This is a genomic window from Prosthecobacter fluviatilis (genome assembly GCF_055388355.1).
The window spans coordinates 4,059,453-4,084,945 of the sequence record NZ_AP043782.1; the positions used below are offsets into that span (position 1 = coordinate 4,059,453).

23 protein-coding genes are annotated in these 25,493 nt (G+C 62.8%); 15 read left to right on the forward strand and 8 right to left on the reverse strand.

What is annotated here, in order from left to right:
• The first annotated feature begins 80 nt into the window (after positions 1 to 80).
• The gene (locus tag ACZ5WW_RS15890) at positions 81 to 1,685 is read left to right on the forward strand and encodes a PTPDL family protein (protein ID WP_377166515.1); all 1,605 of its coding nucleotides are present in this window, start codon (positions 81 to 83) and stop codon (positions 1,683 to 1,685) included.
• A 208-nt stretch (positions 1,686 to 1,893) separates the two neighbouring features.
• Here ACZ5WW_RS15890 and rplS read toward each other — a convergent pair whose 3' ends face one another.
• Entirely contained in the window at positions 1,894 to 2,253 is a 360-nt protein-coding gene (gene rplS, locus ACZ5WW_RS15895) for a 50S ribosomal protein L19 (protein ID WP_377166513.1), read from the reverse strand.
• A gap of 148 nt (positions 2,254 to 2,401) precedes the next feature.
• On the opposite strand from rplS, the gene nadC reads away from it, so the two are divergent.
• Positions 2,402 to 3,238: a carboxylating nicotinate-nucleotide diphosphorylase gene (gene nadC / locus ACZ5WW_RS15900; RefSeq protein WP_377166511.1), complete on the forward strand. Its 837-nt coding sequence runs from the start codon at positions 2,402 to 2,404 to the stop codon at positions 3,236 to 3,238.
• A gap of 177 nt (positions 3,239 to 3,415) precedes the next feature.
• On the opposite strand, the gene ACZ5WW_RS15905 is transcribed toward nadC, so the two are convergent.
• From ACZ5WW_RS15905 to ACZ5WW_RS15915, 3 genes are read right to left on the reverse strand one after another with little or no spacing between them, the layout of a single operon-like run.
• Entirely contained in the window at positions 3,416 to 4,969 is a 1,554-nt protein-coding gene (locus ACZ5WW_RS15905; RefSeq protein ID WP_377166509.1) for a BTB/POZ domain-containing protein, read from the reverse strand.
• A 48-nt stretch (positions 4,970 to 5,017) separates the two neighbouring features.
• On the reverse strand, positions 5,018 to 5,314 hold the full coding sequence (locus ACZ5WW_RS15910) for a hypothetical protein (protein WP_377166507.1): 297 nt from the start codon (positions 5,312 to 5,314) through the stop codon (positions 5,018 to 5,020).
• Positions 5,311 to 5,817 (reverse strand): RNA polymerase sigma factor, encoded by a 507-nt coding sequence (locus tag ACZ5WW_RS15915; protein WP_377166505.1) that lies wholly within the window; start codon positions 5,815 to 5,817, stop codon positions 5,311 to 5,313. Before ACZ5WW_RS15915 ends, ACZ5WW_RS15910 begins: the two co-directional genes overlap by 4 nt.
• 148 nt (positions 5,818 to 5,965) lie before the next feature.
• Between ACZ5WW_RS15915 and infA the strand changes: the two genes are divergently transcribed.
• Genes infA through ACZ5WW_RS15930 form a run of 3 tightly spaced genes read left to right on the forward strand, consistent with a single transcriptional unit; the run spans position 5,966 to position 7,310 of the window.
• Positions 5,966 to 6,337, forward strand: a complete 372-nt coding sequence (gene infA, locus ACZ5WW_RS15920) for a translation initiation factor IF-1 (protein ID WP_377166503.1) — start codon at positions 5,966 to 5,968, stop codon at positions 6,335 to 6,337.
• A gap of 23 nt (positions 6,338 to 6,360) precedes the next feature.
• Positions 6,361 to 6,912, forward strand: a complete 552-nt coding sequence (locus tag ACZ5WW_RS15925; protein WP_377166501.1) for a ribonuclease H-like domain-containing protein — start codon at positions 6,361 to 6,363, stop codon at positions 6,910 to 6,912.
• Entirely contained in the window at positions 6,909 to 7,310 is a 402-nt protein-coding gene (locus ACZ5WW_RS15930) for a DUF2238 domain-containing protein (protein ID WP_377166499.1), read from the forward strand. Before ACZ5WW_RS15925 ends, ACZ5WW_RS15930 begins: the two co-directional genes overlap by 4 nt.
• Positions 7,311 to 7,418: 108 nt before the next feature.
• Here the strand turns inward: ACZ5WW_RS15930 and ACZ5WW_RS15935 are convergent, their stop codons facing one another.
• Complete coding sequence (locus tag ACZ5WW_RS15935) at positions 7,419 to 7,649, reverse strand: hypothetical protein (RefSeq protein ID WP_377166497.1); 231 nt, start codon at positions 7,647 to 7,649, stop codon at positions 7,419 to 7,421.
• A 164-nt stretch (positions 7,650 to 7,813) separates the two neighbouring features.
• Positions 7,814 to 10,738, reverse strand: coding sequence for an alanine--tRNA ligase (gene alaS, locus ACZ5WW_RS15940; protein WP_377166495.1), 2,925 nt, complete (start codon positions 10,736 to 10,738; stop codon positions 7,814 to 7,816).
• Between the two features lie 248 nt (positions 10,739 to 10,986).
• Between alaS and ACZ5WW_RS15945 the strand changes: the two genes are divergently transcribed.
• The 4 genes from ACZ5WW_RS15945 to ACZ5WW_RS15960 all read left to right on the forward strand — a co-directional run bounded on the left by ACZ5WW_RS15945 (position 10,987) and on the right by ACZ5WW_RS15960 (position 18,116).
• Entirely contained in the window at positions 10,987 to 11,349 is a 363-nt protein-coding gene (locus ACZ5WW_RS15945) for a hypothetical protein (RefSeq protein WP_377166493.1), read from the forward strand.
• An 88-nt stretch (positions 11,350 to 11,437) separates the two neighbouring features.
• The gene (locus ACZ5WW_RS15950; protein ID WP_377166491.1) at positions 11,438 to 14,839 is read left to right on the forward strand and encodes a DUF1553 domain-containing protein; all 3,402 of its coding nucleotides are present in this window, start codon (positions 11,438 to 11,440) and stop codon (positions 14,837 to 14,839) included.
• A 101-nt stretch (positions 14,840 to 14,940) separates the two neighbouring features.
• A complete protein-coding gene (locus tag ACZ5WW_RS15955) occupies positions 14,941 to 16,599 on the forward strand; it encodes an autotransporter domain-containing protein (protein WP_377166489.1) in 1,659 nt (552 codons plus the stop codon).
• A gap of 65 nt (positions 16,600 to 16,664) precedes the next feature.
• On the forward strand, positions 16,665 to 18,116 hold the full coding sequence (locus ACZ5WW_RS15960; protein WP_184339516.1) for a DUF1501 domain-containing protein: 1,452 nt from the start codon (positions 16,665 to 16,667) through the stop codon (positions 18,114 to 18,116).
• A gap of 200 nt (positions 18,117 to 18,316) precedes the next feature.
• Here the strand turns inward: ACZ5WW_RS15960 and moaD are convergent, their stop codons facing one another.
• Positions 18,317 to 18,562 carry a molybdopterin converting factor subunit 1 gene (gene moaD, locus ACZ5WW_RS15965; RefSeq protein WP_184339517.1) on the reverse strand — a complete coding sequence of 82 codons (246 nt, stop codon included), beginning with the start codon at positions 18,560 to 18,562 and terminating at the stop codon, positions 18,317 to 18,319.
• Positions 18,559 to 19,116: a hypoxanthine phosphoribosyltransferase gene (gene hpt / locus ACZ5WW_RS15970; RefSeq protein WP_377166486.1), complete on the reverse strand. Its 558-nt coding sequence runs from the start codon at positions 19,114 to 19,116 to the stop codon at positions 18,559 to 18,561. Before hpt ends, moaD begins: the two co-directional genes overlap by 4 nt.
• Before the next feature lie 73 nt (positions 19,117 to 19,189).
• On the opposite strand from hpt, the gene pdxH reads away from it, so the two are divergent.
• The 6 genes from pdxH (at position 19,190) to ACZ5WW_RS16000 (ending at position 25,459) form a co-directional block, all read left to right on the forward strand.
• Complete coding sequence (pdxH, locus tag ACZ5WW_RS15975; RefSeq protein ID WP_377166484.1) at positions 19,190 to 19,843, forward strand: pyridoxamine 5'-phosphate oxidase; 654 nt, start codon at positions 19,190 to 19,192, stop codon at positions 19,841 to 19,843.
• A gap of 213 nt (positions 19,844 to 20,056) precedes the next feature.
• The gene (locus ACZ5WW_RS15980; protein ID WP_377166482.1) at positions 20,057 to 20,578 is read left to right on the forward strand and encodes a GbsR/MarR family transcriptional regulator; all 522 of its coding nucleotides are present in this window, start codon (positions 20,057 to 20,059) and stop codon (positions 20,576 to 20,578) included.
• Positions 20,579 to 20,650: 72 nt separating this feature from the next.
• Entirely contained in the window at positions 20,651 to 21,067 is a 417-nt protein-coding gene (locus ACZ5WW_RS15985; RefSeq protein ID WP_377166480.1) for a hypothetical protein, read from the forward strand.
• Positions 21,064 to 21,531, forward strand: coding sequence for a hypothetical protein (locus ACZ5WW_RS15990; protein WP_377166478.1), 468 nt, complete (start codon positions 21,064 to 21,066; stop codon positions 21,529 to 21,531). The genes ACZ5WW_RS15985 and ACZ5WW_RS15990 overlap by 4 nt, the downstream gene beginning before the upstream one ends.
• Entirely contained in the window at positions 21,528 to 21,962 is a 435-nt protein-coding gene (locus ACZ5WW_RS15995; protein ID WP_377166476.1) for a thiol-disulfide oxidoreductase DCC family protein, read from the forward strand. The genes ACZ5WW_RS15990 and ACZ5WW_RS15995 overlap by 4 nt, the downstream gene beginning before the upstream one ends.
• A gap of 281 nt (positions 21,963 to 22,243) precedes the next feature.
• On the forward strand, positions 22,244 to 25,459 hold the full coding sequence (locus ACZ5WW_RS16000) for a PVC-type heme-binding CxxCH protein (RefSeq protein WP_377166474.1): 3,216 nt from the start codon (positions 22,244 to 22,246) through the stop codon (positions 25,457 to 25,459).
• Positions 25,460 to 25,493 lie beyond the last annotated feature (34 nt).

Below are 25,493 nucleotides of genomic sequence, written 5' to 3' on the forward strand. Positions count from 1 at the left end.
TTGAGTTATTTCTCAAAACCCGCGAAAATTGCCGCGTGCCTGCCACCATCGCCCGTACCTTCATCCCACCCCGTATCCCCATGAAATTGAGCCGCTACCAGTGTGTCTTCCTAGCCCTTGCCAGCAGCGCCGGCTTTTTGCATGCCGACATCGTGACCCTTAAAGACGGCAAGAAGCTGGAAGGCAACATTCTCTCCGAGACGCCCACCTCCATCCGCATGCGTTATCACCTGACGCCCAAGATCATGGATGAAAAGGACATCCCTCGCAGCGACATCGCCGAAGGCGGTATCCTCAAGCAGAAGCCCGAAGAGGTCGAGATCCTCGAAATCCGCAAGTCCTTCCCCACACCGGACCTGATGACGGCGGAAAAGTACGAGCAGCTCATCCAGGACCAGCTGCGCCCCTTCGTGAACCGCTATCCCGGCACCAAGGAAGCCGCTGAGATCGAAGCCCGCATCAAGGAGGTTCAGGAGGAGAAGGAAAAAGTCGTCGCCGGCGGCGCCAAGCTCGAAGGCAAATGGCTCACCCGTGAAGAGGCCAAGGCCGAAAGCCTCAACATCAAGGCCTACACGATCCGTTCGGCCATGCTTGAGAAGATCCAGGCCAAGGACTACACCGGCGCCCTCAAGGAGTTCGACAAGCTCGTCGACCCCAAGAGCGGCAACACCGCCTCCGTTTACTACCCCAAGGCCGTCACGGAGATCCTCGACGTCCTCACCAAGTATGACAAGCAGCTCGGGCAGATGATCCAGGAGCAGCCCGCCCTGCAGAGAATTCGTGAGGAAGGGCTCAAAAAGCTCATCGAGCCCGATCTCACGCGCGTGAATGACGCCATCAAGCGCGAAAAGGAAAACTGGAGAACCACCTACGAGCAGGAGCGCAAGAACAGCAAATGGTACACCCCCTACAAGTATGATCTCGAGAGCCTGAAGACCCTCAGCAAAACCGTCGCTGAAGAAAAGGAATACCTCTCGGGCCTCGATGTGGGTGTCATCTCCAAGGTCAACGAGATCATTGCACGCATGATCCGTGCAGACGCCAAGGCCGGCAAGGACAAGGAGGCGCTCACCAAGATGGGAGAGGCCATCATGGAAGGCGAAGCCGCCGCCGGTGCCGCTGACGAAAAGACCAAGGAGTTCTACCGCGCCGTCTTCACCAACTACCGCGCCCGTCATGCCTACTTTGCCCAGCAGGTCAGCACGCCGCAGCAGACCCAGCCAGCCGCCGCCGGTGCCGCTGGCGGTTCCTCCGCCATCGGTGGCACAGGTCAGCCGGGTATGGATGACAAAGTGGCCGCCGCACTCGCCGCCGCCGCCGCAGGCACCACTCCGGGAGCCGTCGCTCCAGGAGCTGCCCCGGCACCAGGGGCCATGCCTCCCGCACAGCCCGGCTACCCAGCCCAGCAGCCCGGTGCCGTGCCGCAGCAGCCTGGCTATCCGCAGCAGCCCGGTCAGCCTGGTTATGGTCAGCCTCAGCAGCCTGGCTATCCACAGCAGCCCGGCCAGCCTGGTTATGGCCAGCCCCAGCAGCCCGGCTACCCGCAGCCTCAGGCAGCAGCCCCGGCGGCTCCTGCTGAGGAAGAGGGCATGAGCATGATGAACATGATCCTCATCGGCGTCGGCGTGGTCGCCCTCGTGCTTCTGCTCACCCTCCTTGGCGGCGGCAAGAAGAAGAAAAAGTAACCGCAGTTCCCAGCATTCGAATCAGCCAGCCCCGGGTTCTTCAGAGCCCGGGGTTTTTTTCTCCCGATTGCCTGCCGAAAAGGCCCGGCGCAGGCGCACCTGCAGGCCGCTTGGAGGTACACTGGCAGCCCCCGCAGAGATGCACGCAGGCACAAAAAAGGGAGGGCTTTTTCAGCCCTCCCTCTTTGGAAAACACACACGGTTAAAATCAGCCTTCGTTCTGCGTCTGCTCCTTCACGGACATCGCTTCCTTGCCCTGGCGTTTGCGCAGGTAGTGCAGGCGGGCGCGGCGCACGCGGCCGGACTTTGTCACTTCCACCTTGGCCACCTTCGGGCTGTGCAGCGGGAACACACGCTCCACGCCTTCGCCGTAGGAGATCTTGCGGACGGTGAAAGCTTCGTTGATTCCGTGGCCTTTGCGGGCGATCACGATGCCAGCGAAGATCTGGATACGCTCTTTGTCACCTTCCACGACTCGGGTGTGGACCTTGACGCTGTCACCCACGGTGAAAGCGGCGACTTCCTTCTTCAACTGCTCTTGATTGATCTTTTCGATGATGTTGCTCATGACACACTCCTAAATCCGCGCTGCGCAAGGCCTTCAAACAGTCCGGCCGGGGGCGAGGGGCATGGAAGATGGAGAGTTCCTACAATTTGGCAACCTGTTTTTCCCCGTACTGGAAACCTCTCCGCTCCGGCCTATCCTCCGCACATCCATGGAACCCTCTGTTTTAGCCCTGATCCGCGCCGCCATCGCCGAAGATGTCGGCACCGGAGACGTCACCTCCCTCTACTTCATTCCTGCAGACTCCCGCTCCCGGGCCGAGATCGTCGCCCGCGAGCCCGGCATCGTCTCTGGTGCTGAAATCGCCGTCACCGTCTTCAAAGAAATCGACCCCGCCCTCGAAGTGGAGGTCTGCATCCCTGACGGCAGCCCCTTCGTGCGCGGCAGCGTCCTCATGAAAGTCGCCGGCAGCACCCGCTCCCTGCTCACCGCAGAGCGCACCGCGTTGAATTTCCTGCAGCGCCTCTGCGGCGTCGCCGCCCAGACGCAGCGCTACGTGCAGGCCGTGCAGCCCCACCCCGTGCAGGTGTGGGACACCCGCAAGACCACCCCCGGCTGGCGTCTGCTCGAAAAAGCCGCCGTAAAGCACGGCGGCGGCACCAACCACCGCATGGGCCTCTACGACCACGCCATGGTCAAGGACAACCACCTCGCCGCCTGCAGCGACCTTACCGCCCTCCAGGCCGCCATTCACAGGCTCCGCACCGATCGCCCCGGCGTCCGCATCCAGCTTGAGGCAGACACCTTGGACCAGGTCGCCGGCTTCCTCACCCTCGAAGGCGTGGACATGCTCCTGCTCGACAACATGGGCCCCGAAAAGCTGCGCCAGGCCGTGAAACTCGTGAACGGCAGGTTCTGGCTGGAGGCCAGCGGCGGCATCACCCTCGACACCATCAAGGACGTCGCCGCCACCGGCATCAACGCCATCTCCGTCGGCGCTCTCACCCACTCCAGCCGCGCGCTCGATCTCGGGCTGGATTTTGATTAAGCGCCTTCGGAGCGCGGAATTGATTCCGCAGCAGGTCGCCTGCGCTCAGCGGGCGGAACTTGCATGGAGAACTTTGCCAGTACGAAGACCTCGGCTGAGAGAAAGAAAGAGCGGCAGGAAAGTTTCGGAACTGTGTGCGATTGCGGAGTGCTGCGGAATCAATTCTGCGCTCCACAGCTACTTTTTGGCATCCGTCTTCACCGGTTCGTAGCTCCAGGTCCAGTCGCCCAGGTAGGCTTGGCTTCTCATGGCCACGCCGTTCTTGTTCACCTGGCCTTCGTCATCTTTGCCGTCGATGCCCACGCACCACAGCGTGTAGCGCCCTGCGGCCGTGGTGTGGTAGTTCATTTCCCTGCCATTCAGCGGGTCCGGCGGTACGGCCGGGATCCATTCCGGCACCAGCTCGCGCAGCGTGGCGGGGTACTTCCCATGCTTCAGAAAGAAGCGCTCCAGCGCGATGGCCGTCAGCACCTGGCGCTGGCGCGCCTGCACCATCGCGGCATTGGCGCATACCGTGGAGAAGGCCGGCAGCGCCATGCGGGGCAGGTAGTAGTCCGGCCTGCTTTCGTGGGCATCCAGTTCCGCCTTCATGGCGCCGCCCTCCTTGAGAGCCTCCCTGATTCCCCCGTCGCGCAGAGGGCGAACCGCGTACTTCCATTCCATTTCCGCGATGACGCTCATCCAGTGGTGGAACAATCCGTCCGGCACAATCTTGATCCGGCGCAATGAGAGACCGAAGATCTCATTGGCAAACTCAGGGAACTCCTTTGAGGGCATGGTTTTTCTGCTGCCCGAAGCGTTCTGCATCCAGCCCAGGGAGCTCACCGCGCAGGCACGCTCCCCGCGGAATGCCTGCAGCAGGACCTTGTCCAGATCATGGGAGCCGATCAGGCTTTGCAGCGTCTGCAGTTCCGCGTCCGTAAAGAGCCTCTGGCGCAGGCCTTCCCACAGGCTCTCATTCACCATCGTCTCCGCAGCGAAGCCCACAAGGCAGCCGATTAGCAGGGGCTCTGACTCGCAGGCGATGGCGATCTTCTCCGCGGCCAGCAGGCTGCGCATGGCCTCCGCCCCCAGCTTCGCATCCATGGCGGCGCGTGCGCGCAGGCAGAGAAGGCGTGCGAGATTTTGCGCACCGGCGTAGTGCCGCAGGGCCAGCGCGAAGAGCATTTCCGGCAGCTCACGCTCACGCATTCCCGGTGTGAACATGGCCTGGCTGCGCTGCGGGGCCAGAGCCGCAAGCTGCCTCAGCACGGGAAACCGGGCATCCAGCGCCTTCAGCACCGCCGCACCGGGCTCGGGGATGGTGGCGGGCTCCGCGGGGAGATCGAGAAACTTCGACTCGCGCAGGTAGGTGGCCCACCTCTGCATGTCCGTTCCGCTGCCGGTCTCCACGCCGCGCGAGTGCGGGGCCACGGAATTCAGCTTCATCTCTGCCAGGGCTTTGCGTTTCGCGCCCGGTGCCCCCTTGGCTTCATCGTGATCAACAGCTTCGGTGATGCCGTCCAGCGGCTCGATGGCCAGCAGGTTTTGCGCCGGCGGCGGGGTCTCGGGCAGCAGCTTGCGGAAGTCGAGGGTTTCGCCTTCGCGTTCGAGCATGGCCGTCGTCGCGGCCCAGCGGCGGCGGCCGCTCCAGTTTGTCCAGACATAGAGGAGGACGAGGACGGTGACGAGGGTGATGAACATCCAGAGGAGGATGCGGATAAAGCGGCTGGAAAGAAGACGGCGGATCATGGTAGGAGATGGTATGGGGTGGAAGGGAGGGGCAGATGAAGGAGAGAATCAGTTGGCGGCCAGCAGGGCCTCTATGGCGGCGGCACGCTCCTGCCAAAGCCTGGGGGGTGTGGCTTCACTCGGGCTGGACGCCTGCGCTGCCTCCTGCTCCCCGGGCATGGTGCAGTGCATCGCCAGCGTGGCCGTCCAGGCCAGCCCCCAGCAGGCCAGCAGCCAGCGCGGTGTGCGCATCCCCCGTGGTTTCTGCACGGCAGCCTGCAGCATTTCCTCCCGCCACTCCGCAGGCAGAGTGCGCCGCCGCAGGGCGCTCAGGTCGTTTTCAAAAGCATCGCGATTCGTTTTCATGACGGTTTCAGTTCATCGTACAGCGGTCGCAGTTCGCTGCGCAGCTTCTCCAGCGCATAGCGGTAGCGGCTGGCCGCCGTGTTCAGCGGGATGCCCTGCACCTCCGCGATTTCTTCAAAGGTCAGGCCGTCCCAGAGCTTGAGCTGGGCCACGCTGCGCTGCTCCAGAGGCAGCAGGGCCAGCGCACGTGTCAGCCTCCGTGCCAGCTCCGCCTGGTCCGGGTCCGCGTGCGTGGCAAAGACCTCCACCGGAGCGGCCTCCTCGGCGTCCCGCCGCACGCGGTGCCGCCGCAGCCAGTCGATGGCGTGGTGGTGCGCCAGCCGCAGCAGCCAGGCGCGCAGGTTGGCGATGCCCGCCGGGATGGTCTGACGTGCCAGTTTGATGAAAAACTCCTGCAGCAGGTCCTTCGCATCCGCCTCGTTGCCGGTGAAACTGGTGAAATAATGAAACAGGCCCGCCGCGTGGGCATCGTAGAGTTCGGGCAGTGTCGGGGCGGCGGGCATACGAGGGGAGTTTCACGGACAGGACGCAGGGCGGCGAGATTTTTGTCTGCCCGAAATCCGCCCGCTTTGCTTTCCTGCCGGTCACGGCACAAAATTACTCTTGTAATCCCGCCTGCTGGCAGCATCCTCACGCCCTACTTTTTTTTGCATGTCACGTCCCCCTAATCGCGGCCCATCACGCAGTGGCCCCTCCAATCGCGGCCCGTCACGCGGCGGCCCACCCAATCGCGGCCCGTCACGCGGCGGCCCGCCCCGCTACGCAGCACCACCTCCGCGCCCGCCTGAGCCGGAGGAAACCGGAAAGCAGAAGGAGGAGGCCATCGAGCTCGAAGGCACCATCGCCGCCGTTCTCGCCGGCACCATGTTCCGCGTCAAGCTTCGCAACGGTCACGAAGTGCTCGCCCACATCTCCGGCAAGATGCGCAAGAAATTCATCCGTCTCGTCATCGGCGACGCGGTGAAGATCGAGATGTCGCCTTACGACATGGACAAGGCGCGCATCGTCTATCGCATCGGCTAAGCCTCTGCTGCGCCCTCGCGATCATGGCTGGAGACATTGTTTATTTCGACCTCGAAACACGGCGCACGGCGAACGACGTCGGCGGCTGGGGCAACAAGCATAAGATGGGCATCTCCGTCGCCTGCACCTACAGCACAGGCCGCGGAGAGTACAGCATCTACACCCAGGACGAGACACCCCTCCTTGTCCGTCAGCTCAAGGAGGCCGACCTCGTCGTCGGCTTCAATCACATCGGCTTCGACTACGAGGTGCTCAAAGGCTACGACCTTCTCTTTGACCCCTCCGACCTCCCTCACAGCCTCGATCTCCTCATCGACCTCGAAAAAATCCTCGGCCACCGCATCAAGCTCGACGCCGTCGCCGCCGCCACCCTCGGCATGGGCAAGACCGCAGACGGCCTCGACGCCCTCAAGTGGTGGCAGCAGGGAGAGGTCGCCAAGATCGCCGAATACTGCTGCTATGACGTCAAGGTCACCAAGTGCGTCCACGAATACGGCATGGAGCACGGCCACGTGAAGTATCATGACCGCAACGGCCGCGAGCAGCTCGCCAAGGTGAACTGGAAGCCCGTATGAAGCCGCTGCCCAGCCTGCTCCTGCGCGCCGGCTGGGCACCTCTGGTGGTTCTCATCTTCCATCACGAAATCCAGCACACATCCTGGCGTCAGCGGCTCGACTTCCTCATGCATTACAGCGGCGGGGTTGCCATCGGCTTCTTTCTCTGGCATGCGCTCGACTGCTTCGCGCACTGGCTGGGCAGCCTCACCCCCTTCGCCCGCTACCTCTTCACCTTTGCGCTCGCCTGCACCGTCGGTCTCTTCTGGGAGTTCGCAGAGCTCTTCTCAGATGTCTTTTTCCACACGCGCATCCAGTTCAGCGTCCGCGAAACCATGCGCGACCTCATCGCAGACGCCACCGGTGCCGCCACCACGCTGACCCTGACGTGGCTGGTGCGCTGCTGCCGGAAAAAGTAGCCTTGTTGCTGTGCCACAAGGAAGAGCTCCGCAACGCCCAAGGTCATCGGCCACCGGAGAGGCCGGTTGCTGCAGAGCGGCTCCTTGTTCTGCGGGACAAGGCCGCTTTCAGCCCCCCGCCAGCCACGCCTGAAACGCCGCCTCCACGCGTTGCAGCATCTCCGCGCGGTTGCGCCTGACATCGCTGAACTGGTTCCACCGCGTCGAATCTTCATCCCGGCCTTCGATCTCCGCGATGAACTCCATCACCAGCCCCAGCTTGTCGCCATGCTGCTCACGCAGGTAGGCCGTGCAGGCCTGGGCCGTCTCCAGCAGCCGGTTCTTCGTTCCTTTTCCCATGGCGGCACTCATAAAAGCAGCCCCCTGCCTGCGCAACATCAGACCCGCATGGCATCAGCCGCTTCCGCACAGTACGCGCACCGTTCAGGCCGTGTGAAAACGTCTTCACACAGCCTTTCCGTCCACTCCCACCGGCTGCGAATGCCTCTCCGGCTTGGAAACCGCTACGCTCCCACCAGCTTCCGCGCCTCGGTCAGCGCCGCGTCCACCTTCGTCACATCCTTGCCGCCGCCGCGGGCAAAGTCCGGCTTGCCGCCGCCCTTGCCGCCCACGATCGGCGCGATGCTCTGGATGATCTTCCCGGCCTGCACCTTGCCCTGGTGCTCCTTCGCCACGCTCGCGATCAGCGCCACGCTGCCGCCACCCGTGGCTCCCAGCACCACGATGCCGTTGAACGAGGCCTTCAGCGCCTCGGCCACGCCCACCGCATAGTCCGCATCCACATCGCCCAGGTTCACCACGATCGCGTTGTTGATCACGGCTTTGGCCATCAGTTCCCGGGCCTTCGTGGAGGCTTCGCGCTGCTGCGCGGCTTTGAAGGCCTTTTCCAGTTCCTTCTGCTGGGTCAGGATCTGGTCCAGCTTCTTCTCCAGATCCGCAGCGCCCTGCGCGCTCACCTTGCCGGCCAGCAGCTTCAGCAGCTCCGCATCAGCGCGTGCGGCATTGTAGGCTTCCAGTCCGGCGATCGCTTCGATACGGCGCACCCCGGCGGCCACGGCGCTTTCGCCCACCAGGCGGAAGAGGCCGATCTCGCCCGTGCTCCGCGTGTGCGTGCCGCCGCACAGCTCCATGCTCCAGCCGTCCAGCTTGTTGCGCTGGCCGCCGATCTGCACCACGCGCACCAGGTCGCCATACTTCTCGCCGAAGAGGGCCATGATGCCGCTGTTCGCCTTCGCTTCCACGTACGGCACTTCGGTCCAGGACACCGGTTCGTTGGCCACGATGCGCTCATTCACCAGACGCTCGATGTCGCTGATCTGCTGTGCAGTCAGCGCACCGCTGTTAAAGTCAAACGTCAGCTTGTCCGGAGTGACGGAGGAGCCCTTCTGCGTGGCGTCCTTGCTCACCACTTCATGCAGCGCCCAATGAAGAATATGCGTCACCGTGTGGTGGCGCTCAATGGCATGACGACGCGGTGCATCCACGATGAGTTTCACCGTGGCATCGACGGCAGGTGCTTCATCGCCTTCCAGGAAGTGCAGCCAGGTGTTGCCCACCTTGGTCGTGGCACTGATGGGATAAGTGTTCGCACCGAGAATCAACTGACCCGCATCGCCAATCTGGCCGCCCATCTCCGCGTAGCAGGTGGAGACATCCAGCACCACGGCCGTCTTGTCCTTCATCTCAACGACTTCGAGCACGCGCACGTCGGCTTCGAGCTGGTCATAGCCAATAAACTTCGTCGGAGCCTTCGTCTCGATCTCAGACACGGAGACAACCTGCTTGTTCTTCTTGCCAGCTTCGCGGGCGCGCTCCTTCTGCTCTTCCATGAGCTTGTTGAAGCCTGCGGTGTCAACGGTCAAGCCGCGCTCGCGGGCGAGAAGTTCGGTGAGGTCGATTGGGAAACCAAAAGTATCATAAAGCTGGAAAGCGAAGTCTCCAGCAATTGGCGGAACCTCAGAGGCGGACCAATTAGGGGACATCGACACGATCCATTTGACGACAGCTTGCCAGTTTCGCACGTCCGCACCTTGCTCCAATGCAAGAACACGATTTAAACCACCTTCGAATGAGTCATCATCGGGAGCAATGCTCTGCACCGCAAGATTGCCGACATAGCCATCAAACTTCTCTATCCCACGATCCAGCGTCCGGTTAAAGCTCTCCTCCTCCAGTTTCAGCACGCTCTTGATCTGTTCCTTCTTCGCGCGCACTTCGGGGAACACATCACCCATCTGCGCCGCCAGCACATCCACCAGCTTGAAGAAGAACGGCTCTTTAAACTCCAGCGTGCGGCCATACTTCACCGCGCGGCGCAGGATGCGGCGCAGCGTGTAGTTGCGGTCGCTGTTGCCGGGCTGGATGCCATCGGCAATTGCAAAGGAAAGCGTGCGCAGATGGTCGGCGATGACGCGGAAGGCCACATCCGTCTTCTCCTGCTCCGTCACCGGCACCACGTGGCCCTGCTCATTGGCCTTTGGCAGCGTGCTCTGGTACACTTTGCCGCTCAGCTTCGTCAGCTCGTCAAAGATCGGCTTGAACACATCCGTGTCGTAGTTGCTGATCTTGGCGTTTTCAAAATCAGTAAAACCCTTCGTGCCCTGGATGATCGAGCACACGCGCTCAAAGCCCATGCCGGTGTCCACATGCTTCGCGGGCAGCGGCTCAAAGGTGCCTTCAGGCGTCGCGTTGTACTGAATGAACACGTTGTTCCAGATCTCGATGCAGCTCGCGTCGCTGCCGTTCACCAGCTTCGCACCGGCTTTCTGGCGTTCTTCGTCGAGATCGCGCGGTCCGGGGGTCAGGTCGATGTGGATCTCCGTGCACGGTCCGCAGGGGCCCGTGTCGCCCATCATCCAGAAGTTGTCCTTCTTGTTGCCGTTGACGATGTGGATCTCGGGATCGAGTCCGATGCTGCGGAACTTCTCCGCCCAGATGTCCCAGGCCTCCTGGTCGCGCTCGGCCGGGTCGCCCTTGGACTTGTCCGGCTGGTAGATCGTGGCATACACGCGGGTCGGCGGAAATTTCCAGCGCTCGATGACGAGCTCCCAGGCCCAGGAGATGGCCTCCTTTTTGAAGTAGTCACCAAAGCTCCAGTTCCCCAGCATCTCAAAGAGCGTGTGGTGGTAGGTGTCCAGGCCCACGTCCTCCAGGTCGTTGTGCTTGCCGCCGGCGCGGATGCATTTTTGAGTGTCCGCCGCACGGGTGGGCAGGCCTTTGTGCAGCACGCCCGGCCAGGTGTCCACGTCCGCGCTGCGCTCGCCGAGGAAGATCGGCACAAACTGGTTCATCCCCGCATTGGTAAAGATGCGCGCTCCGTCGCGGCTGGTGTAGCCCACGTTGTCACTGGGCACGATGGTGTGCTGCTTCTCCTTGAAGAAATCGAGGAAGCTCTGGCGGATCTGGGCGGCGGTGGGAACGGCGGACATGATTTGGCTGGGGAAAAGGGCGCGCATGGTAGCGGGCGCTGGCAGAAGGTAAAGCCGGGGTTTGCCCTCTTGGCGTTGAAGGGGCGGGCATCCCGCTGGAAATCAGCTTTCTGCAGACGGTGGTTAAGGCCGTTGGCAAGAAAAAGTTGTAAAAATACCATAAATAAAGTAATATTTAGAATAATTCAGGGCGAACAATGACAACCAAGGTCTCCAAATCCTGTAAATCATGCCCTTCCGCTCCCGGCATGAGCCTCATGGAGTTGCTGATCACCATCATCATTCTGTCCATCGTCATGAGCATCGCCATCATGTCCATGGGCAGTGCGCGGCAGGGCGCTGAAGACCAGAAGGACAAGCGCAACGCTCAGGAAATCGCCAGTGTCGCCGCCATGGCCAGCGCCGCCGGCGCCGATTTCATCGTGCCGGGAGATGAACACGCCACCATCGTCAACCTGTGCGATGGCACCACCCCCAGCAGCGGAGTCTTCAGCGGCCGCGTTTTCAAGATCCCCAGCATGCGCGACGCCGAAATCACCGGGGCCATGCGTTTTCTCGCCCTGAACGACTCCGATCTTCAGTACCGGATGGACGGCAGCAGCAGTCCGTAACCGGGGCTGCGCCTGAAAACCCTCCGCTCCCTGCATGGAGAATGCCGCTGTGCATCAAGAATGGCGCACCTGTGGCGTATCTCACAGCGTGACCCGCGTTCCCTTCATCGTTCTTCTCGCCGCCGCAGCCACCGCCTCTGCGCAGCAGACCCCGCGTCCCATCCACTTCTCCCGGGAGATCCGCCCCATCCTCAGCGAGAACTGCTTCTTCTGCCACGGCCCGGATGAAAAGAAGCGCGAGGCCGGACTCCGCCTCGACGACGAAGCCAGCGCCAAGAAAAACAACGACGGCACCACCGCCGTCGTCCCTGGCAAGCCCGAGCAGAGCGCCCTCCTGCAGCGCATCCTCAGCAAGGACCCGGACGAGGTCATGCCCCCGCCCAAGCAGCACAAGACCATCCCACCTCAGCAGATCGCACTGCTCACCGAGTGGATCAAACAGGGCGCGCCCTGGGGAAACCACTGGAGTTATGAAAAAGTGGTGAAACCTGCCGTGCCCGCCGGCCCCGCCAATCCGGTCGATGCCTTCCTGCAGCAGCGGCTCGCGCAGGAGGGCCTCAAATCCTCCCCGCAGGCAGACAAGGCCACGCTCATCCGCCGCACCGCGCTGGACCTCACCGGCCTGCCACCCACACCCGCAGAGCTGGAGGCGCTTTCCTCCCAGCCGCAGGACAAGATCGTTGACCACTACCTCTCCCGTCCCGCCTACGGCGAGCACTGGGCCCGCCAGTGGCTCGACCTCGCCCGCTACGCCGACAGCTCCGGTTACCCCAGCGACCAGCCACGCGAGATCTGGGCCTACCGCGACTGGGTCATCCGTGCGCTGAATGCCAACATGCCCTTCGATCAGTTCACCATCGAGCAGCTCGCCGGCGATCTCCTCCCCAAGCCCACCGACGATCAGCTCATCGCCACCGCCTTCCATCGCAACACCATGACGCAAAACGAAGGCGGCACGGACGACGAGGAGTTTCGCAATGCCGCCATCATCGACCGCGTCAACACCACCTTCGCCGTCTGGATGGGCACCACCATGGCCTGCGCCCAGTGCCACACCCACAAATACGACCCCATCACCATCAAGGAATACTTCCAGTTCTACGCCTTCCTCAATCAAAGCGCCGACAGCGACAAGAAAGACGAGGTGCCACTGCACAGCTTTGAGACCCCGGAACTCGCCCAGAAACGCGCCAGCCTGAAACACGAGATCGATTCGCTGGAAAAGCAGCTCTCCTCCCCAGCACCCGAATGGCTCGCCGGTCTCGACGTCTGGGACCAGGGCTTTGCCCGCGATCTCGGCTGGCAGACACCGCCGCCCGCGAAGGTGAGTACGCAGTCAAAACAGACCGCTGCCATCGCTGCCGACGGTACCGTCTCCATCCCCAAAAACACCGACACCGATACCTACACCGTCGAACTCCCCGCCACCGGCGACAAGCTCAGCGCCCTGCGCATCGAGACCCTGCCAGCCGCTGGTTTCGGCAACTTCGTCCTCACCGACGTGAAGGCGGAAATCGTCCGCGCCGATGCCGCTCCCCCTCCTCAGGCCCGCTATGTGCGCGTCGAACTGCCCGGGCAGAAAAAGATGCTCCAGCTCGCCGAGGTGCAGGTCTTCAGCGGCAGTCAAAACATCGCCCCCTCCGGCAAGGCTTCGCAGAGCAGCACCTACACCGATGCCGCCGCCCGCCGCGCCAACGACGGCGGCACCGAAGGTGATTACGCCAAAGGCAGCGTGGCCCACACCGCCGGCACCGACAACGACCCCTGGTGGGAGGTCGATCTCAAAGAATCCAAGCCCGTGGACCGCGTCGTCGTTTGGAACCGCACCGACGGCGGCACCGGCAAGCGCCTCGATGGCTTCCGCGTGCTCCTCCTTGATGACAAACGCCAGACCCTCTGGAAAAGCGACCCCACCCCTGCGCCGGACAAAGACAAGACCTTCGCCACCAGCGGCCCCGTGGCCGTCACCTTCACCACCGCGCTGGCGGACTATGAGCAGGCCGGCTTCACCGCCAGCTCCATCCTCAAGCCCAAGGACAAAAAGCAGCAGGGCTGGGCCGTCGCCGGAGCCACCGACAAGCCCCACACCCTCACCCTCCTCGCCGCCACTCCCGTCATGATTCCGCAGGGCGCGCGCCTGCGCATCACCCTCGCGCAGAAAAGCGAGTTCAAGCAGCACACCCTCGGCAGTTTCCGCCTCGGCTACACCGGAGACGCCCGCGTGCAGCAGGCCGCCAAGGTCCCGCAGGAGGTCGTCGCCGCCCTCGCCCAGCCCAAGGACAAGCGCACCCCCGCGCAGCAGCACACCGTGGTGGACTACTTTGTGCGCAACATCTCCAAAGCCTCCGCCACACCGCGCACCCGCCTTGCCGCGATCCAGAAAGAGCTCGCCGCCATCAAGCCCGTCACCGTGCCCATCATGCGCGATCTCGACCCCAAGCAGCGCCGCATCACCAAGATCCAGCTCCGTGGCAACTGGCAGGCGCTCGGAGATGAAGTCACCGAGGCCACCCCCGCTGTCTTCAATCCCCTGCCCAAAGACGCTCCGCGCAACCGCCTCACCATGGCCAAATGGATCGTCAGCCGCGACAATCCCCTCACCGCACGCGTCACGGTGAACCGCCTCTGGGAAAGCATCTTCGGCACCGGCATCGTCCGCAGCAGCGAGGAGTTCGGCAGCCAGGGAGACCTTCCCGTGCACCCCGAGCTGCTCGACTGGCTCGCCGCCGAGCTCATGGACAGCGGCTGGGACCTCAAGCACATGCTCAAGCTCCTCCTCACCACCGCCGCCTACCAGCAGACCTCCAAGAGCACGCCCGAGCTCAACGAGCGCGACCCCGACAACCGCTTCCTCGCACGCGGCCCGCGCTTCCGCCCCACCGGCGAGCTGCTGCGCGATCAGGCCCTCGCTGTCAGCGGCCTCCTCAGTCCCAAGATGTTCGGCCCGCCCGTGCGCCCCATGACGCCCAATCTCGGCCTCACCACCGCCTTTGGCCGCAGCAATGACTGGACCGTCAGCCCCGGCGAAGACGCTCACCGTCGCAGCCTCTACACCGAAGTCCGCCGCAACAGCCCCTACGCCAGCTTCACCACCTTTGATGCCGGCAACCGCGAAGTCTGCATGATCCGCCGCAGCCGCACCAACACCCCGCTTCAGGCCTTCGTCACGCTGAACGACCCCGTCTTCATCGAGACAAATCAGGCCATGGCCCGCCGCCTCGTCGCCGAGGCCAAAACCACCCCCGAGCGACTCGCCCTCCTCTTCAAGCTCTGCCTCTCCCGCGCCCCCGCCGCGCATGAATCCGCTGCACTCACCAGGCTCTACGAAGAATCCCTCACCACCTACCGCGCCGACCTCCCCGACGCCACCAAGATGGCCACCGAGCCTCTGGGTGCGGCACCGAAAGGTGCCGACATCCCTGAACTCGCCGCCTGGACCGCCGTGGCAAACGTGGTCATGAATCTGGATGAGTTTTTGATGAGGAGGTGAAAAAAGCGCCGCTTTGTGCAGGCCCCGTGAGTTGGACTTGAACAGTCACAACTCCCGGAATTATAGAATCGCTCCCCCCATCTTTTCTATACATCTCATCCATGCTGTTTGATCGCATCCCCGCCATCGTTGCCGCCACTGTCCTTGTCCTGGGCGGTTCCAGCCGAGCACAGGTCTTTGATACCTTGATCTCAAACTATGGTCAGCCCAACCAGCTGCCCAATGTGGATCTATACGACCAGTCGCAGCGGATTGCCTGGGACTTTACCACCGGCGCAGACGCTTACTCAGACCTCTTTCTCACCGTGCAGGCGAGCAACAATGACGGCGGCGGCCGCTACCTGACGGCAGAATTTTTCACCTCCGCCAGCTCCGCGCCGGACACACTCGTGGGCAGCCTGCAGATTCGGGTGGGCTTTACCGAGGGCACCTTTCAGGACTTCAGCAATGACCTTCCCGCCGCCGTCTCACTGGCTGCCAACACCACCTACTGGGTGGTCCTTTCCCTCACCGATCCTCTGAACAATGTAGGCCCGCCGGGCATCCTGTTCCGAAACATCGCAGACGGCACCACCGACGCCGGCGGCATCTACTCCAGCGTTAGCGGCACCTCTCTCCTCACCTCGTCAAACAACGGCAGCACCTGGGCGGCGCAGAGCGGCACCGACGCCGTGAAATACCTGCTCGAAGGCATCAAGGCGGTCTTGGTGGTGCCCGTGGTGCCGCCAGATGCGGTGCTCACCGCGCAGAGCCTGCAAAGCCTCGCCCTCCAGAGCACCAGCGCCTTGCTGGAAGACTTCGCCATGCGCCTCTTCCGTGCTCGCTCCGGCCAGGGCGGCAACGCCAGTCAAAACACCGTGCTGGTGGATCTCGCTGGGGAAGATGAGCAGGTGGTGCTTGGCGAAGGCGACGGCCCCGGCTCGCCGCCCCGCATCGTCGGTCTCACCACCGGTGCTCGCGCAGGTCAGCTCCGCATCTTTTCCTCCTTCGACTATGGCTACGCCGGCCTCAGCAGCGCTTCTTCCCTCCGCAGCAACACCTACGGCGGCACCCTGGGCATGGAGCTGACCCTCACCGATCATCTTTCCCTCGGCGCTGGCCTGGGCGCGCTTACTGCTCAGACCCGCGTGTCTGGCGGCATCGCCTCCATCAATACCGACGGCCTCACCCTCGCCAGCTATGCCACCTATCAGCGCGGCGGCACCTACCTGGACCTCCTCTACGCCGCCACCATGCTGGACAACAGGGTCATGCGCGCCGCCGCACTCTCCAGCCCGGACAGCACCGTGCACACCGTGCAGTTCAACACAGGCCACAACTTCACCTCCGGCCGCTTCACTCATGGCCCTTTTGTCGGTGTCAACTACGCCCACGCCAACACCAATCCCTACACCGAGAACGGCCCCGGTGCCGTGACCGTGGACCGCCAGCGCTCAGACACCATGCAGGGCCGGGTGGGCTGGCAGGGCAGCGCACAGTTTGATCGCGGCTGGGGCGTCATCATTCCTCAGGTACGCCTCTCCTGGGACAAACAATATCTCAATGACACCAGCGCCGCCAATGTGGCTCTCGCCGGCGTGCCGGGCGTCGTCACCCGCACCAGCACTGGCGGCGCGTCGCAGAACGGCCTCGGCCTCGGCGCAGGTGTCATGCTCAGCCTGAACCGCGGCTGGGCCTTCGGCCTGAACTATCAGGGGCACATGCTCGACGGAGCCGCCAACCTGCACAATGCCATGGCCTACGCCTCCTACCGCTGGTAGGCATGGTAAATCCTGCTCGGCTGGCAAAGGAGCTGCACCTCCGTGCGTATCTTTGACACGCACGCATGAACCCCATCCTCCACGACTCGCTCCAGCTCAAAACCCGCCGCCAGTTTCTCGGCCACGCGGGCCAGTTCAGCCTCGGGGCCATCGCCATGCATGCCATGCAGCAGAAGGCCGGGGCCGCCATGGTCGCGGACAATCCGCTCATCCCCAAAAAGACCCACTTCGCTCCCAAGGCCAAGCGCGTCATCTACCTCCACATGTCAGGTGCGCCACCCCACCTGGACCTCTTTGACTACAAGCCCGAGCTGGTGAAACGCAGCGGCCAGGACTGCCCCGACTCCATCCTCAAAGGCCGTCGCTTCGCCTTCACCACCGGCGTCCCCAAGCTCATGGGCACTCCGCGCACCTTTGCCCGCTACGGCAAGGCCGGCATGTGGATGAGCGACGCCTGCCCCAATTTTCACACCATCGCCGACGAGATCTGCATGGTCCGCTCCATGAACACGGACCAGTTCAATCACGCCCCCGCAGAGCTGCTCCTCTTCACCGGCCACGCACGCCAGGGCCGCCCCTCCATGGGCGCCTGGGCCACCTACGGCCTCGGCACAGAAAATCAGGACCTCCCCGGCTTCGTCGCCCTCATCTCCAGCGGTACGCAGCCCAGCGGCGGCCAGGGCTGCTGGGGCAGCGGCTTCATCCCCAGCGTCTACCAGGGCGTACAGTGCCGCAGCAAAGGAGATCCCGTCCTCTTCGTCAGCGACCCCGCCGGCATGAACCGCGCCATGCGCCGCAAGACCCTCGACGCCCTGCAGGACCTCAATCAGCAGCAGGTCGCCGAATTCGGCCATCCGGAAACCGTCACCCGCATCGCCCAGTACGAGCTCGCCTTCCGCATGCAGACCAGCGTGCCCGAGGTCATGGACATCTCCCAGGAGCCTCAGCACGTCATCGAGGCCTACGGCGCCAAGCCCGGCGAATCCAGCTTTGCCAACAACTGCCTCCTCGCCCGCCGCCTCGTCGAGAAAGGCGTGCGCTTTGTGAATCTCTTCGACTGGGGCTGGGACTTCCACGGCACCAGCGAGGGCAGCGGCATCACCACTGGCCTCACCGCCAAGATGGCTGCGACTGACAAGCCCGTCTCCGCCCTCATCAAAGACCTCAAGCAGCGCGGCCTGCTGGAGGACACCCTCGTCATCTGGGGCGGCGAATTCGGCCGCACCCCCTTCCGTGAAGGCCGCACCGCCGCCAGCGCCGTGCTCGGTCGCGACCACTACCCCGACTGCTACACCCTCTTCATGGCCGGCGGCGGCGTGAAGGCCGGATTCGACTACGGCAGCACCGACGAGCTCGGCTTCAGCGTCGCTGAAAACAAAGTCCACGTGCACGACTTCCAGGCCACCGTCATGCACCTCCTCGGCTTCGACCACGAGCGCCTCACCTACCGCTTCCAAGGCCGCGACTACCGCCTCACCGACATCCACGGCCATGTCGTCAAAGACCTGCTGGCGTGAAATCCCAACGCGTGAAAAAGCTAAGATAGCGCCCGCAATCGCAGCGCTTTAGGAGCGCGGAATTCATTCCGCAGCAGGTTGCCCGCATCCTCGCGTGAGACAGGGTTTGGCACGTCGCAAACACACTGGTTCCGGGACGCCGAGGAGACACAGATGATGCACAAAACGCGGTGATCTGCACAACTCACTTCCCCTCCTCCTTACCCCCCCTGCACCGGCGGCATGATCGCCACCTCACCCCCGTCATGCAGCGGCTCATCCCGCTTCACATACGTCTGGTCCAGCGCCAGCAGCAGGCTTCCCTGCCACTCAGCGATCTTCGGCCACCGCGCTTCCACCTGCGCCAGCAGTTCGCCCATCGTGGCGCCGGCAGGCACTTCCACAGAGATCTCATCCGTGCCGGTGATGTCCCGCAGGACGGAGAAAAACAGCACGCGCAGCTTCATGCGGCAGGGTCCAGGTTCAGGATTCCGATGCACGGCAGGTTCCGGAAGCGCCCCCGGAAGTCCATGCCGTAGCCCACCACAAATTCATCATCGATCTCAAAGCCCGCGTCTGCCACCACCACCTCGCGCAGGCGTGGGCGGCGCTTGCTCAGCAGCACGCAGGTGCGCAGGCTCGCAGGCTCCTGCTCCAGGATGCGCTCGGTGATCGCCCCCAGCGTCAGCCCTGTGTCCAGAATGTCATCCAGCAGCAGCACATCCTGCCCGTGCAAGTTCAGGCTCGCGGGCCAGTTCACCTTCACCTCGCCCGTCGTCGCCGTGCCGCCCTGGTAGCTGCTCGCGCTCAGCGTGTGCAGGCGCACCGGCATCTCCAGCTTGCGCAGCAGGTCTGCCACAAAAAACAAGCCGCCGTCCATCAGCGCCACCACCGTCACCACACGCCCCGCCAGGTCCACATTCAGCCGCGCCGCCATCTCAGCCACCCGCGCCCCGATCTGCTCCGGGCTGAGCAGCACGCGTTCGAGATCTTGGATGACGCCGGTGACGTTGGAGGGCATGGAGCAAAAGAGTGCGTAAAAGGCCAAAGCTGACGTAGCGCAGGCCGCTTGGTGTGCGTTTCTTTTAACCCGAATGAACCCGACTGACAAACCGAACCTGCCTGACCTCCGCGTCAGCTACAATCAGGGCGAGCTCGACGAGCACACCGCCCCCGCCGATCCCGTGGAGCTCTTCACCCTTTGGATCAAGGACGCCCTCGAGCACAAGCTCCCCGAGCCCAACGCCATGAGCCTCGCCACCAACGGCCTCGACGGCACCCCCACCGTCCGTACCGTCCTCCTCAAAGGCATCGACGAGCGCGGCTTCCACTTCTACACCAACTACGAAAGCCGCAAGGGGCACGAGATCGCCGCCGACTCCCGCGGCGCCGCCTGCTTCCTCTGGGCCAGCCGCCACCACCAGGTCTGCCTCAAGGGCCGCATCTCCAAGCTCGACCGCGCCGATGCCGAGCAGTACTTCGCCGTCCGCCCCTACGGCCACCAGATCGGCGCCTGGGCCTCCAGCCAGAGCCAGGTCATCCCCGGTCGCGAATGGCTGGAGCAGCGCGATGCCGAGATCAAAGCCCAGTACCCCGAGGGCTCGGTCCCATGCCCTCCCCACTGGGGCGGCTACACCCTCCTCGCCGATGAGATCGAATTCTGGCAGGGCCGCGTCAGCCGCCTCCACGACCGCATCCGCTACCGCATGGAAAACGGCCTCTGGGTCAAAGTGCGCCTCAGCCCGTGAGTCCCACGGGCCAGTGCAGCGCTGAGTAGACCAAAGGCTCTGGCGGAGAGGGATCGTCCCGATCCCTCACGCTCACGCACCGTCCAGCCCTCTCTCCCATGCTTCCACCCTCAGACGCAGCCCCAGTGCGCGGCTTCCCACAGGTGCATCCCCCCGCCCGTAAATAAACCAAAACCCTCTTGCCTTTCGGAATTTTCAGTTTTCATTGAAACCGTGAGCAAGGAACTGCCAGAATGGGAAAAAGCCCGCGAGGAATTCGTCATCCAGTGGGGCTCTCTCGGCACCCAGTGGGGCATCAACCGCACCATGGCCCAGATCCATGCCCTGCTCATGACCGCGCCGGAGCCCATGTGCACAGACGAGGTCATGGAGCGCCTGGAAATCAGCCGCGGCAATGCCCACACCAATCTGAAAGACCTCGTCAGTTGGAACCTCGTCCGCATCATCACCAAGAAGGGCGACCGCAAAGAGTACTTCGAGGCTGAAAAAGACGTCTGGAAAATCTTCATCACCATCTCAAAAGAGCGCAAGCGCCGCGAGATCGAGCCCGCCATTCAGCTCCTGCGCGACTGCGCCGCCCGCACCAAGGACGAAACCGCCGGCCCCGGCAAGGAGTTCAACCAGCAGATGAAGGACCTCGACGAGTTCCTCAGCTTCGGCGTCAAAGTGGCCGACACCGTCATCTCCATGAAGCACGCCTCCGCCCTGCAGTGGGCCATGCGCCTCCTTGGCTGATTTTTTCATACCTTTATGTTTCAGAAAATACTGAAACTACCGAACAAACAGAACACAAACCAACACACCGCCATGAACCACACCGTCATCACCTACAGCCTCTACCTCATCCTCGCCGTCAGCATGACGGTCTGGGTCGCGCGCACCCTCCACAAAAGCGGCCGCATCTTCCTCGTGGACTGCTTCCACGGAAACACCGACCTCGCAGACAGCGTCAATCACCTGCTCGTCGTCGGCTTCTACCTCATCAACATCGGCTTCGTCTCGCTCTACCTCAAGACCACCGAGGAGATCGAGGCCGCACGCGGCGTCTTTGAAGCGCTCAGCGGCAAGATGGGCGTCGTGCTCCTCATGCTCGGCGGCATGCACTTCTTCAATCTCTACGTCTTCACCCGCATGCGCCGCCGCGCCACCCTGGCGAATATGCCACCGCCCGTGCCTGCCATGAACCGCGTCAGCAAAGCCAACGACATTCTGGACACACTGTGAAAACATTCTTTCGAAAACTGAAGCTGTCGTTCCTCGCGATGTTGTGGGGCTTGAACGCGTGCAACATCGCCTGGTGGACATGCCATCTCCATCATTCGACTCAAGACTTGTCATTTCTGGGGCCTGTGCTGCTTCTGTGGCTCAACCTTTACACGAGTGCCGTGATTGCAGGCGCATGTTTCCTTGTCTTGATGACTCTGGACCTTTTGATTCCAGAAACCTCGCCTTTAAGGAAACCTGGCACAGCCGCTGCCTTCGGATTTTTGGTGTCCCTTGCTTTGGGCGTGGCATTCACTCTTGCGCGTCTGTCGGGACATAGCATCCAGGCTTATGGCCTCGTGGAGGCAGCCTGGAAGACTTTGGGCCGCACTCTTCCTTACACTCTGGGAGCCTGCGCTGCGGGAACAGTGGCGGCATGGAGTCGCGCTTTGATGGACACCCCCAGCCCACGCCAAACACCATGACTGCCCTCACCATATTCTACGACGCCCGCTGCGGCCTCTGCTCGCGCTTCCGGCGTTGGATGCTCGGGCAGCCCGCCTATGTGCTGCTGAACTTTGTGCCCTACGATTCGCCGCAGGCACTGCGTCTCTGCCCCGCTCTTCCCAGCCTGCGTGCCGATCAGGAAATCGTCGTCATGGGAGATGACGGCTCCCTCTGGCAGGGCGCAGGCGCCTGGGTCACCTGCCTGTGGGCGTTGTACGACTTCCGCGAATGGTCGCTACGCCTCGCCAGCCCCGCATTGCAGCCCATCGCCCGCAAGGTCGTGCATTGGATCTCGACCAATCGCATCACCCTCTCACGCCTCCTCCGCCTGCACAGCGACGACGACATCAAACGCCAGGTCACCGACGTCACCTGCGACACCGGCACATGCGCTCTCCAGCCCTTTTGAATGAACTCTATTTGCGCCTCTGCGCGGCATTAGCACACGGCACTCCGCGTCTGGCGCCAGCATAGTGGTCCGCACCCCGCGAAGCGAGCCGAAGGCAATCCTCTGTGCGGGCTCCGCCGCACCCATCAATCCGCAGATCCAAATCCCCTCGTTCCACCCACAGCCATTCTCATTAATTCGCGGATATTCGCGCGCATTCGCGTTGCCAGCCTCCCCTCATCCACACCCTCCCCCCGAATCCCTTCTTGAACGAACCCTCGCACCTGCGCTGTAATGCCTTCATGCCATTCCTCCGCAGCCTGCTCATCCTCGGCATCCTCACCACCAGCCTCCACGCCGCCGAGGACAAAATGCGCCTCGTTCGCGAAACCGACGCCCTCACCCCCGAGCAGGAGCGCGCAGGCCTCCACGTGCCCCCGGGCTTCACCGTGCAGCTCTTTGCCAGCGAGCCCATGATCAACAAGCCCATCAACATGGCCTTCGACGCACGCGGCCGCCTGTGGGTTTCCTCCACCGTCGAGTACCCCTACGCCGCAGACAAGGCCCGCTGGTCAGACCCGCAGGGCACCCGTGTCAAAGACAGCCGCGATGCCATCAAGATCCTCGAAGACACCGATGGCGATGGCCGCGCAGACAAAGTCACCGACTTCGCCGACGGCCTCAATATCCCTACCGGCGTCCTCCCCTGGCACAAGCCCGGGCACAAGGCCGGATGCATCGCCTGGAGCATCCCCAACATCTGGTATTTCGCCGACACCGATGGCGACGGCAAAGCCGACCACCGCGAAATCCTCTTCGGCCCCCTCGGTTATGAAAAAGACACGCACGGCATGTGCAGCAGCTTTCGCATGGGGCTGGACGGCTGGGTGTACGCCACCCACGGCTTCAACAACACCAGCCACATCAAGGCCAGGGACGGCAGCACGCTCGATCTCCACAGCGGCAACGTCTTCCGCTTCCGCCCCGATGGCTCACGGGTGGAAATCTGGACGCACGGCCAGGTCAATCCCTTCGGCCTCTGCTGGGATCGTTTTGGCAATCTCTACAGCGCCGACTGCCACAGCTCGCCCATCTACCAGCTCATCCGTGGCGCCTGCTACCCCAGCTTTGGCAAACCGCACGACGGCCTCGGCTTCGCCCCCGTCATGTGCCAGCACAGCCACGGCTCCACCGGCATCTGTGGCATCGTCTATATCGACGGCGGCGTCTGGGGCCCCGAGTGGGACGACCACATGCTCGTCGGCAACTGCGTCACCTCCCGCGTCAACCACGACACCGTCACCTTCACCGGCTCCACCCCCAAGGCCAACGAGCAGCCCGACTTCATCACCAGCGACGACCCCTGGTTCCGCCCCGTCGATCTCCAGCTCGGCCCCGACAACGCCCTCTACATCGCCGACTTCTACAACAAAATCATCGGCCATTATGAGGTGCCGCTGGATCATCCGGGACGGGACAAGGAGAGAGGGAGGATCTGGCGGGTGGTGAAGACGGACAAGGTTTCCAAGCCAGCAGATCTTGCCAGTGCCGGCCTGCCCGAATTGTTCAAGCATCTTGATTCCCCCAATCTGACGGTCAGACACAACACGGTCCCAGTTCTTGCAGAACGCTTGATGGAGATGCCTGAAGAACAAGCCGTTCAAGCGTCGTTGGAGGCAAACTGCCAGTCCGCATTCCAAAAGGCTTACTCAGTCTGGGTCACGCATCAGGTATGGCTGCGCAGCGGTCGCAATTTGTCGTTCATGGGGAATAACACAGACGACTTTGTGGATGTGCACTTGCTGCTTCGTGAAGCTGAAGGCCCGAGTCCTCAATGGAAGTTGGCCGTTTTCTACACAATGTCCTGCCTGGCTCCAGACAATAAACAGTTTGTTCCTAGGACACAGCTCGCCGCCACATGGGCACTTACCAATTGCCGTTCTGACGTCCGTTCTGATATGGCGGGCGTCATGGTAGCCATGCTTCAGCATGTACCTGCTGACGACTTGACACTCAGGCAGGCTTTAAAAATAGCTTCACACAAGATGCTGTCTGATCCGGCGGTGTTTACGAAGGAAGTTGAGGGGTGGGCAATCGAGCCCCCCACAGATCCCGAAGGAAAAGCGGAAAGGCAGGTCTATGAGCGCGACTTCCGAGAGATCGCCCTCGCACTCAAAACATCTGCGGCCAGTGAATGGTTTCTGAAGCAGCTCGAAGGTTTGAATGAGCCACCTTCAGACCTGAACAGGTGTCTCGCTCAGATCGCCAGATATGTGAATCCAAACAGTCTGCAAAAGGCGATTGGAACAGCCAGACGCCTGACCAAAAACAATTTCAAACAGCAGACGGATGCACTCTTTGAAATCCACAACGGCCTCAGCGAGCGCGGCGCTCCCGCCAATCCCGAGCTGCTGCAATGGGCGCAGCAGCTCGCCTCACAGCTCCTCGAATCCACAGACAAACAACCCACACTCGCCTGGACCTCCTCAGGCGATGCCCCATGGTCCCTCCAGCCCCGCAAATGCACCGACGGCACCGAGGCGCAGGTGCTCCAAAGCATGGCCAAAGGCGGCGGCGATGAAGAAAAGCGCACAGGCATTCTCAAATCCAAAGACTTCGCCGCACCCGCCAAACTCATCGTGTGGATCAATGGCCATCGCGGGCCACCCAACAGCAAACCTCACGACAAAAACCTCGTTCGCGTGGTGGATGCGCAGAGCGGCACCACACTCGCCAGCGTCTTCCCACCACGCAGCGATGTCTGCCAGCGCACCGAACTGGACCTCTCCGCACACACCGGCAAAACCGTGCACCTTGAGATCGTCGATGGCGATGACGGCAAAGCCTACGCTTGGCTCGGCATCACCCGTATCGAGCCCGCCGTCATCAGCGTGAACGATTTCCAGAGCGAGGACAGCACCCGCAGTGCCCTCAAAACCCTCGCCATGCTGCTCCAGCACACCGCACCCGCTGCGCTGCGCGAACAACTCTCTGCCTACCTGCCACCACGCCCCGCACCACCACCGCTGCCGGTATCACCACAGCAACGCCAGCAGCTCGATGCCCTCATCACCACCCGCTCCGCTGCCTACGCCAAAGCCAAGCCGGACATCGCCGCAGGAAAAACCGTCTTCATCGCGAACTGCGCCGTCTGCCATCAAATCCGCGGCGCCGGCGGCCTCATCGGCCCGCAGCTCGACGGCATCGGCGCACGCGGCCCAGAGCGCTTGTGCGAAGACATCCTCGACCCCAACCGCAACGTGGACGCCCACTTTCACCTCCACACTCTCACCCTCAAAGACGGACGCACCCTCAGCGGCTTCCTCAAAGGCGAAGCCGGCCAGGTCCTCATCCTCGCCGACGCCGCCGGCCAGGAGCACCGCGTGTCCAAGAATGATCTCGCCAAAGATGACACCACGCCCATGTCCCTCATGCCCCCCGTCTTCGGGCAGACGCTCGATGAGAAAAACTTCATCAACCTCCTCGGCTATCTCACGAGTGAAAAAGCTGGCAAATGATCCCCGCCATGATCGGCGCACCGCAAGGCAATGT

What these genes read in the sequence shown, in the direction of transcription:
- ACZ5WW_RS15890 (WP_377166515.1), top strand. Translation starts at nt 81, where the DNA reads ATGAAATTGAGCCGCTACCAGTGTGTCTTCCTAGCCCTTGCCAGCAGC.
- hpt (WP_377166486.1), bottom strand. Translation starts at nt 19,116, where the DNA reads ATGCCCTCCAACGTCACCGGCGTCATCCAAGATCTCGAACGCGTGCTG.
- alaS (WP_377166495.1), bottom strand. Translation starts at nt 10,738, where the DNA reads ATGTCCGCCGTTCCCACCGCCGCCCAGATCCGCCAGAGCTTCCTCGAT.
- ACZ5WW_RS15915 (WP_377166505.1), bottom strand. Translation starts at nt 5,817, where the DNA reads ATGCCCGCCGCCCCGACACTGCCCGAACTCTACGATGCCCACGCGGCG.
- ACZ5WW_RS15905 (WP_377166509.1), bottom strand. Translation starts at nt 4,969, where the DNA reads ATGATCCGCCGTCTTCTTTCCAGCCGCTTTATCCGCATCCTCCTCTGG.
- ACZ5WW_RS15960 (WP_184339516.1), top strand. Translation starts at nt 16,665, where the DNA reads ATGAACCCCATCCTCCACGACTCGCTCCAGCTCAAAACCCGCCGCCAG.
- pdxH (WP_377166484.1), top strand. Translation starts at nt 19,190, where the DNA reads ATGAACCCGACTGACAAACCGAACCTGCCTGACCTCCGCGTCAGCTAC.
- ACZ5WW_RS15995 (WP_377166476.1), top strand. Translation starts at nt 21,528, where the DNA reads ATGACTGCCCTCACCATATTCTACGACGCCCGCTGCGGCCTCTGCTCG.
- ACZ5WW_RS15935 (WP_377166497.1), bottom strand. Translation starts at nt 7,649, where the DNA reads ATGGGAAAAGGAACGAAGAACCGGCTGCTGGAGACGGCCCAGGCCTGC.
- ACZ5WW_RS15930 (WP_377166499.1), top strand. Translation starts at nt 6,909, where the DNA reads ATGAAGCCGCTGCCCAGCCTGCTCCTGCGCGCCGGCTGGGCACCTCTG.
- ACZ5WW_RS15955 (WP_377166489.1), top strand. Translation starts at nt 14,941, where the DNA reads ATGCTGTTTGATCGCATCCCCGCCATCGTTGCCGCCACTGTCCTTGTC.
- ACZ5WW_RS16000 (WP_377166474.1), top strand. Translation starts at nt 22,244, where the DNA reads ATGCCATTCCTCCGCAGCCTGCTCATCCTCGGCATCCTCACCACCAGC.
- moaD (WP_184339517.1), bottom strand. Translation starts at nt 18,562, where the DNA reads ATGAAGCTGCGCGTGCTGTTTTTCTCCGTCCTGCGGGACATCACCGGC.
- ACZ5WW_RS15945 (WP_377166493.1), top strand. Translation starts at nt 10,987, where the DNA reads ATGAGCCTCATGGAGTTGCTGATCACCATCATCATTCTGTCCATCGTC.
- ACZ5WW_RS15925 (WP_377166501.1), top strand. Translation starts at nt 6,361, where the DNA reads ATGGCTGGAGACATTGTTTATTTCGACCTCGAAACACGGCGCACGGCG.
- ACZ5WW_RS15910 (WP_377166507.1), bottom strand. Translation starts at nt 5,314, where the DNA reads ATGAAAACGAATCGCGATGCTTTTGAAAACGACCTGAGCGCCCTGCGG.
- infA (WP_377166503.1), top strand. Translation starts at nt 5,966, where the DNA reads ATGTCACGTCCCCCTAATCGCGGCCCATCACGCAGTGGCCCCTCCAAT.
- ACZ5WW_RS15985 (WP_377166480.1), top strand. Translation starts at nt 20,651, where the DNA reads ATGAACCACACCGTCATCACCTACAGCCTCTACCTCATCCTCGCCGTC.
- rplS (WP_377166513.1), bottom strand. Translation starts at nt 2,253, where the DNA reads ATGAGCAACATCATCGAAAAGATCAATCAAGAGCAGTTGAAGAAGGAA.
- nadC (WP_377166511.1), top strand. Translation starts at nt 2,402, where the DNA reads ATGGAACCCTCTGTTTTAGCCCTGATCCGCGCCGCCATCGCCGAAGAT.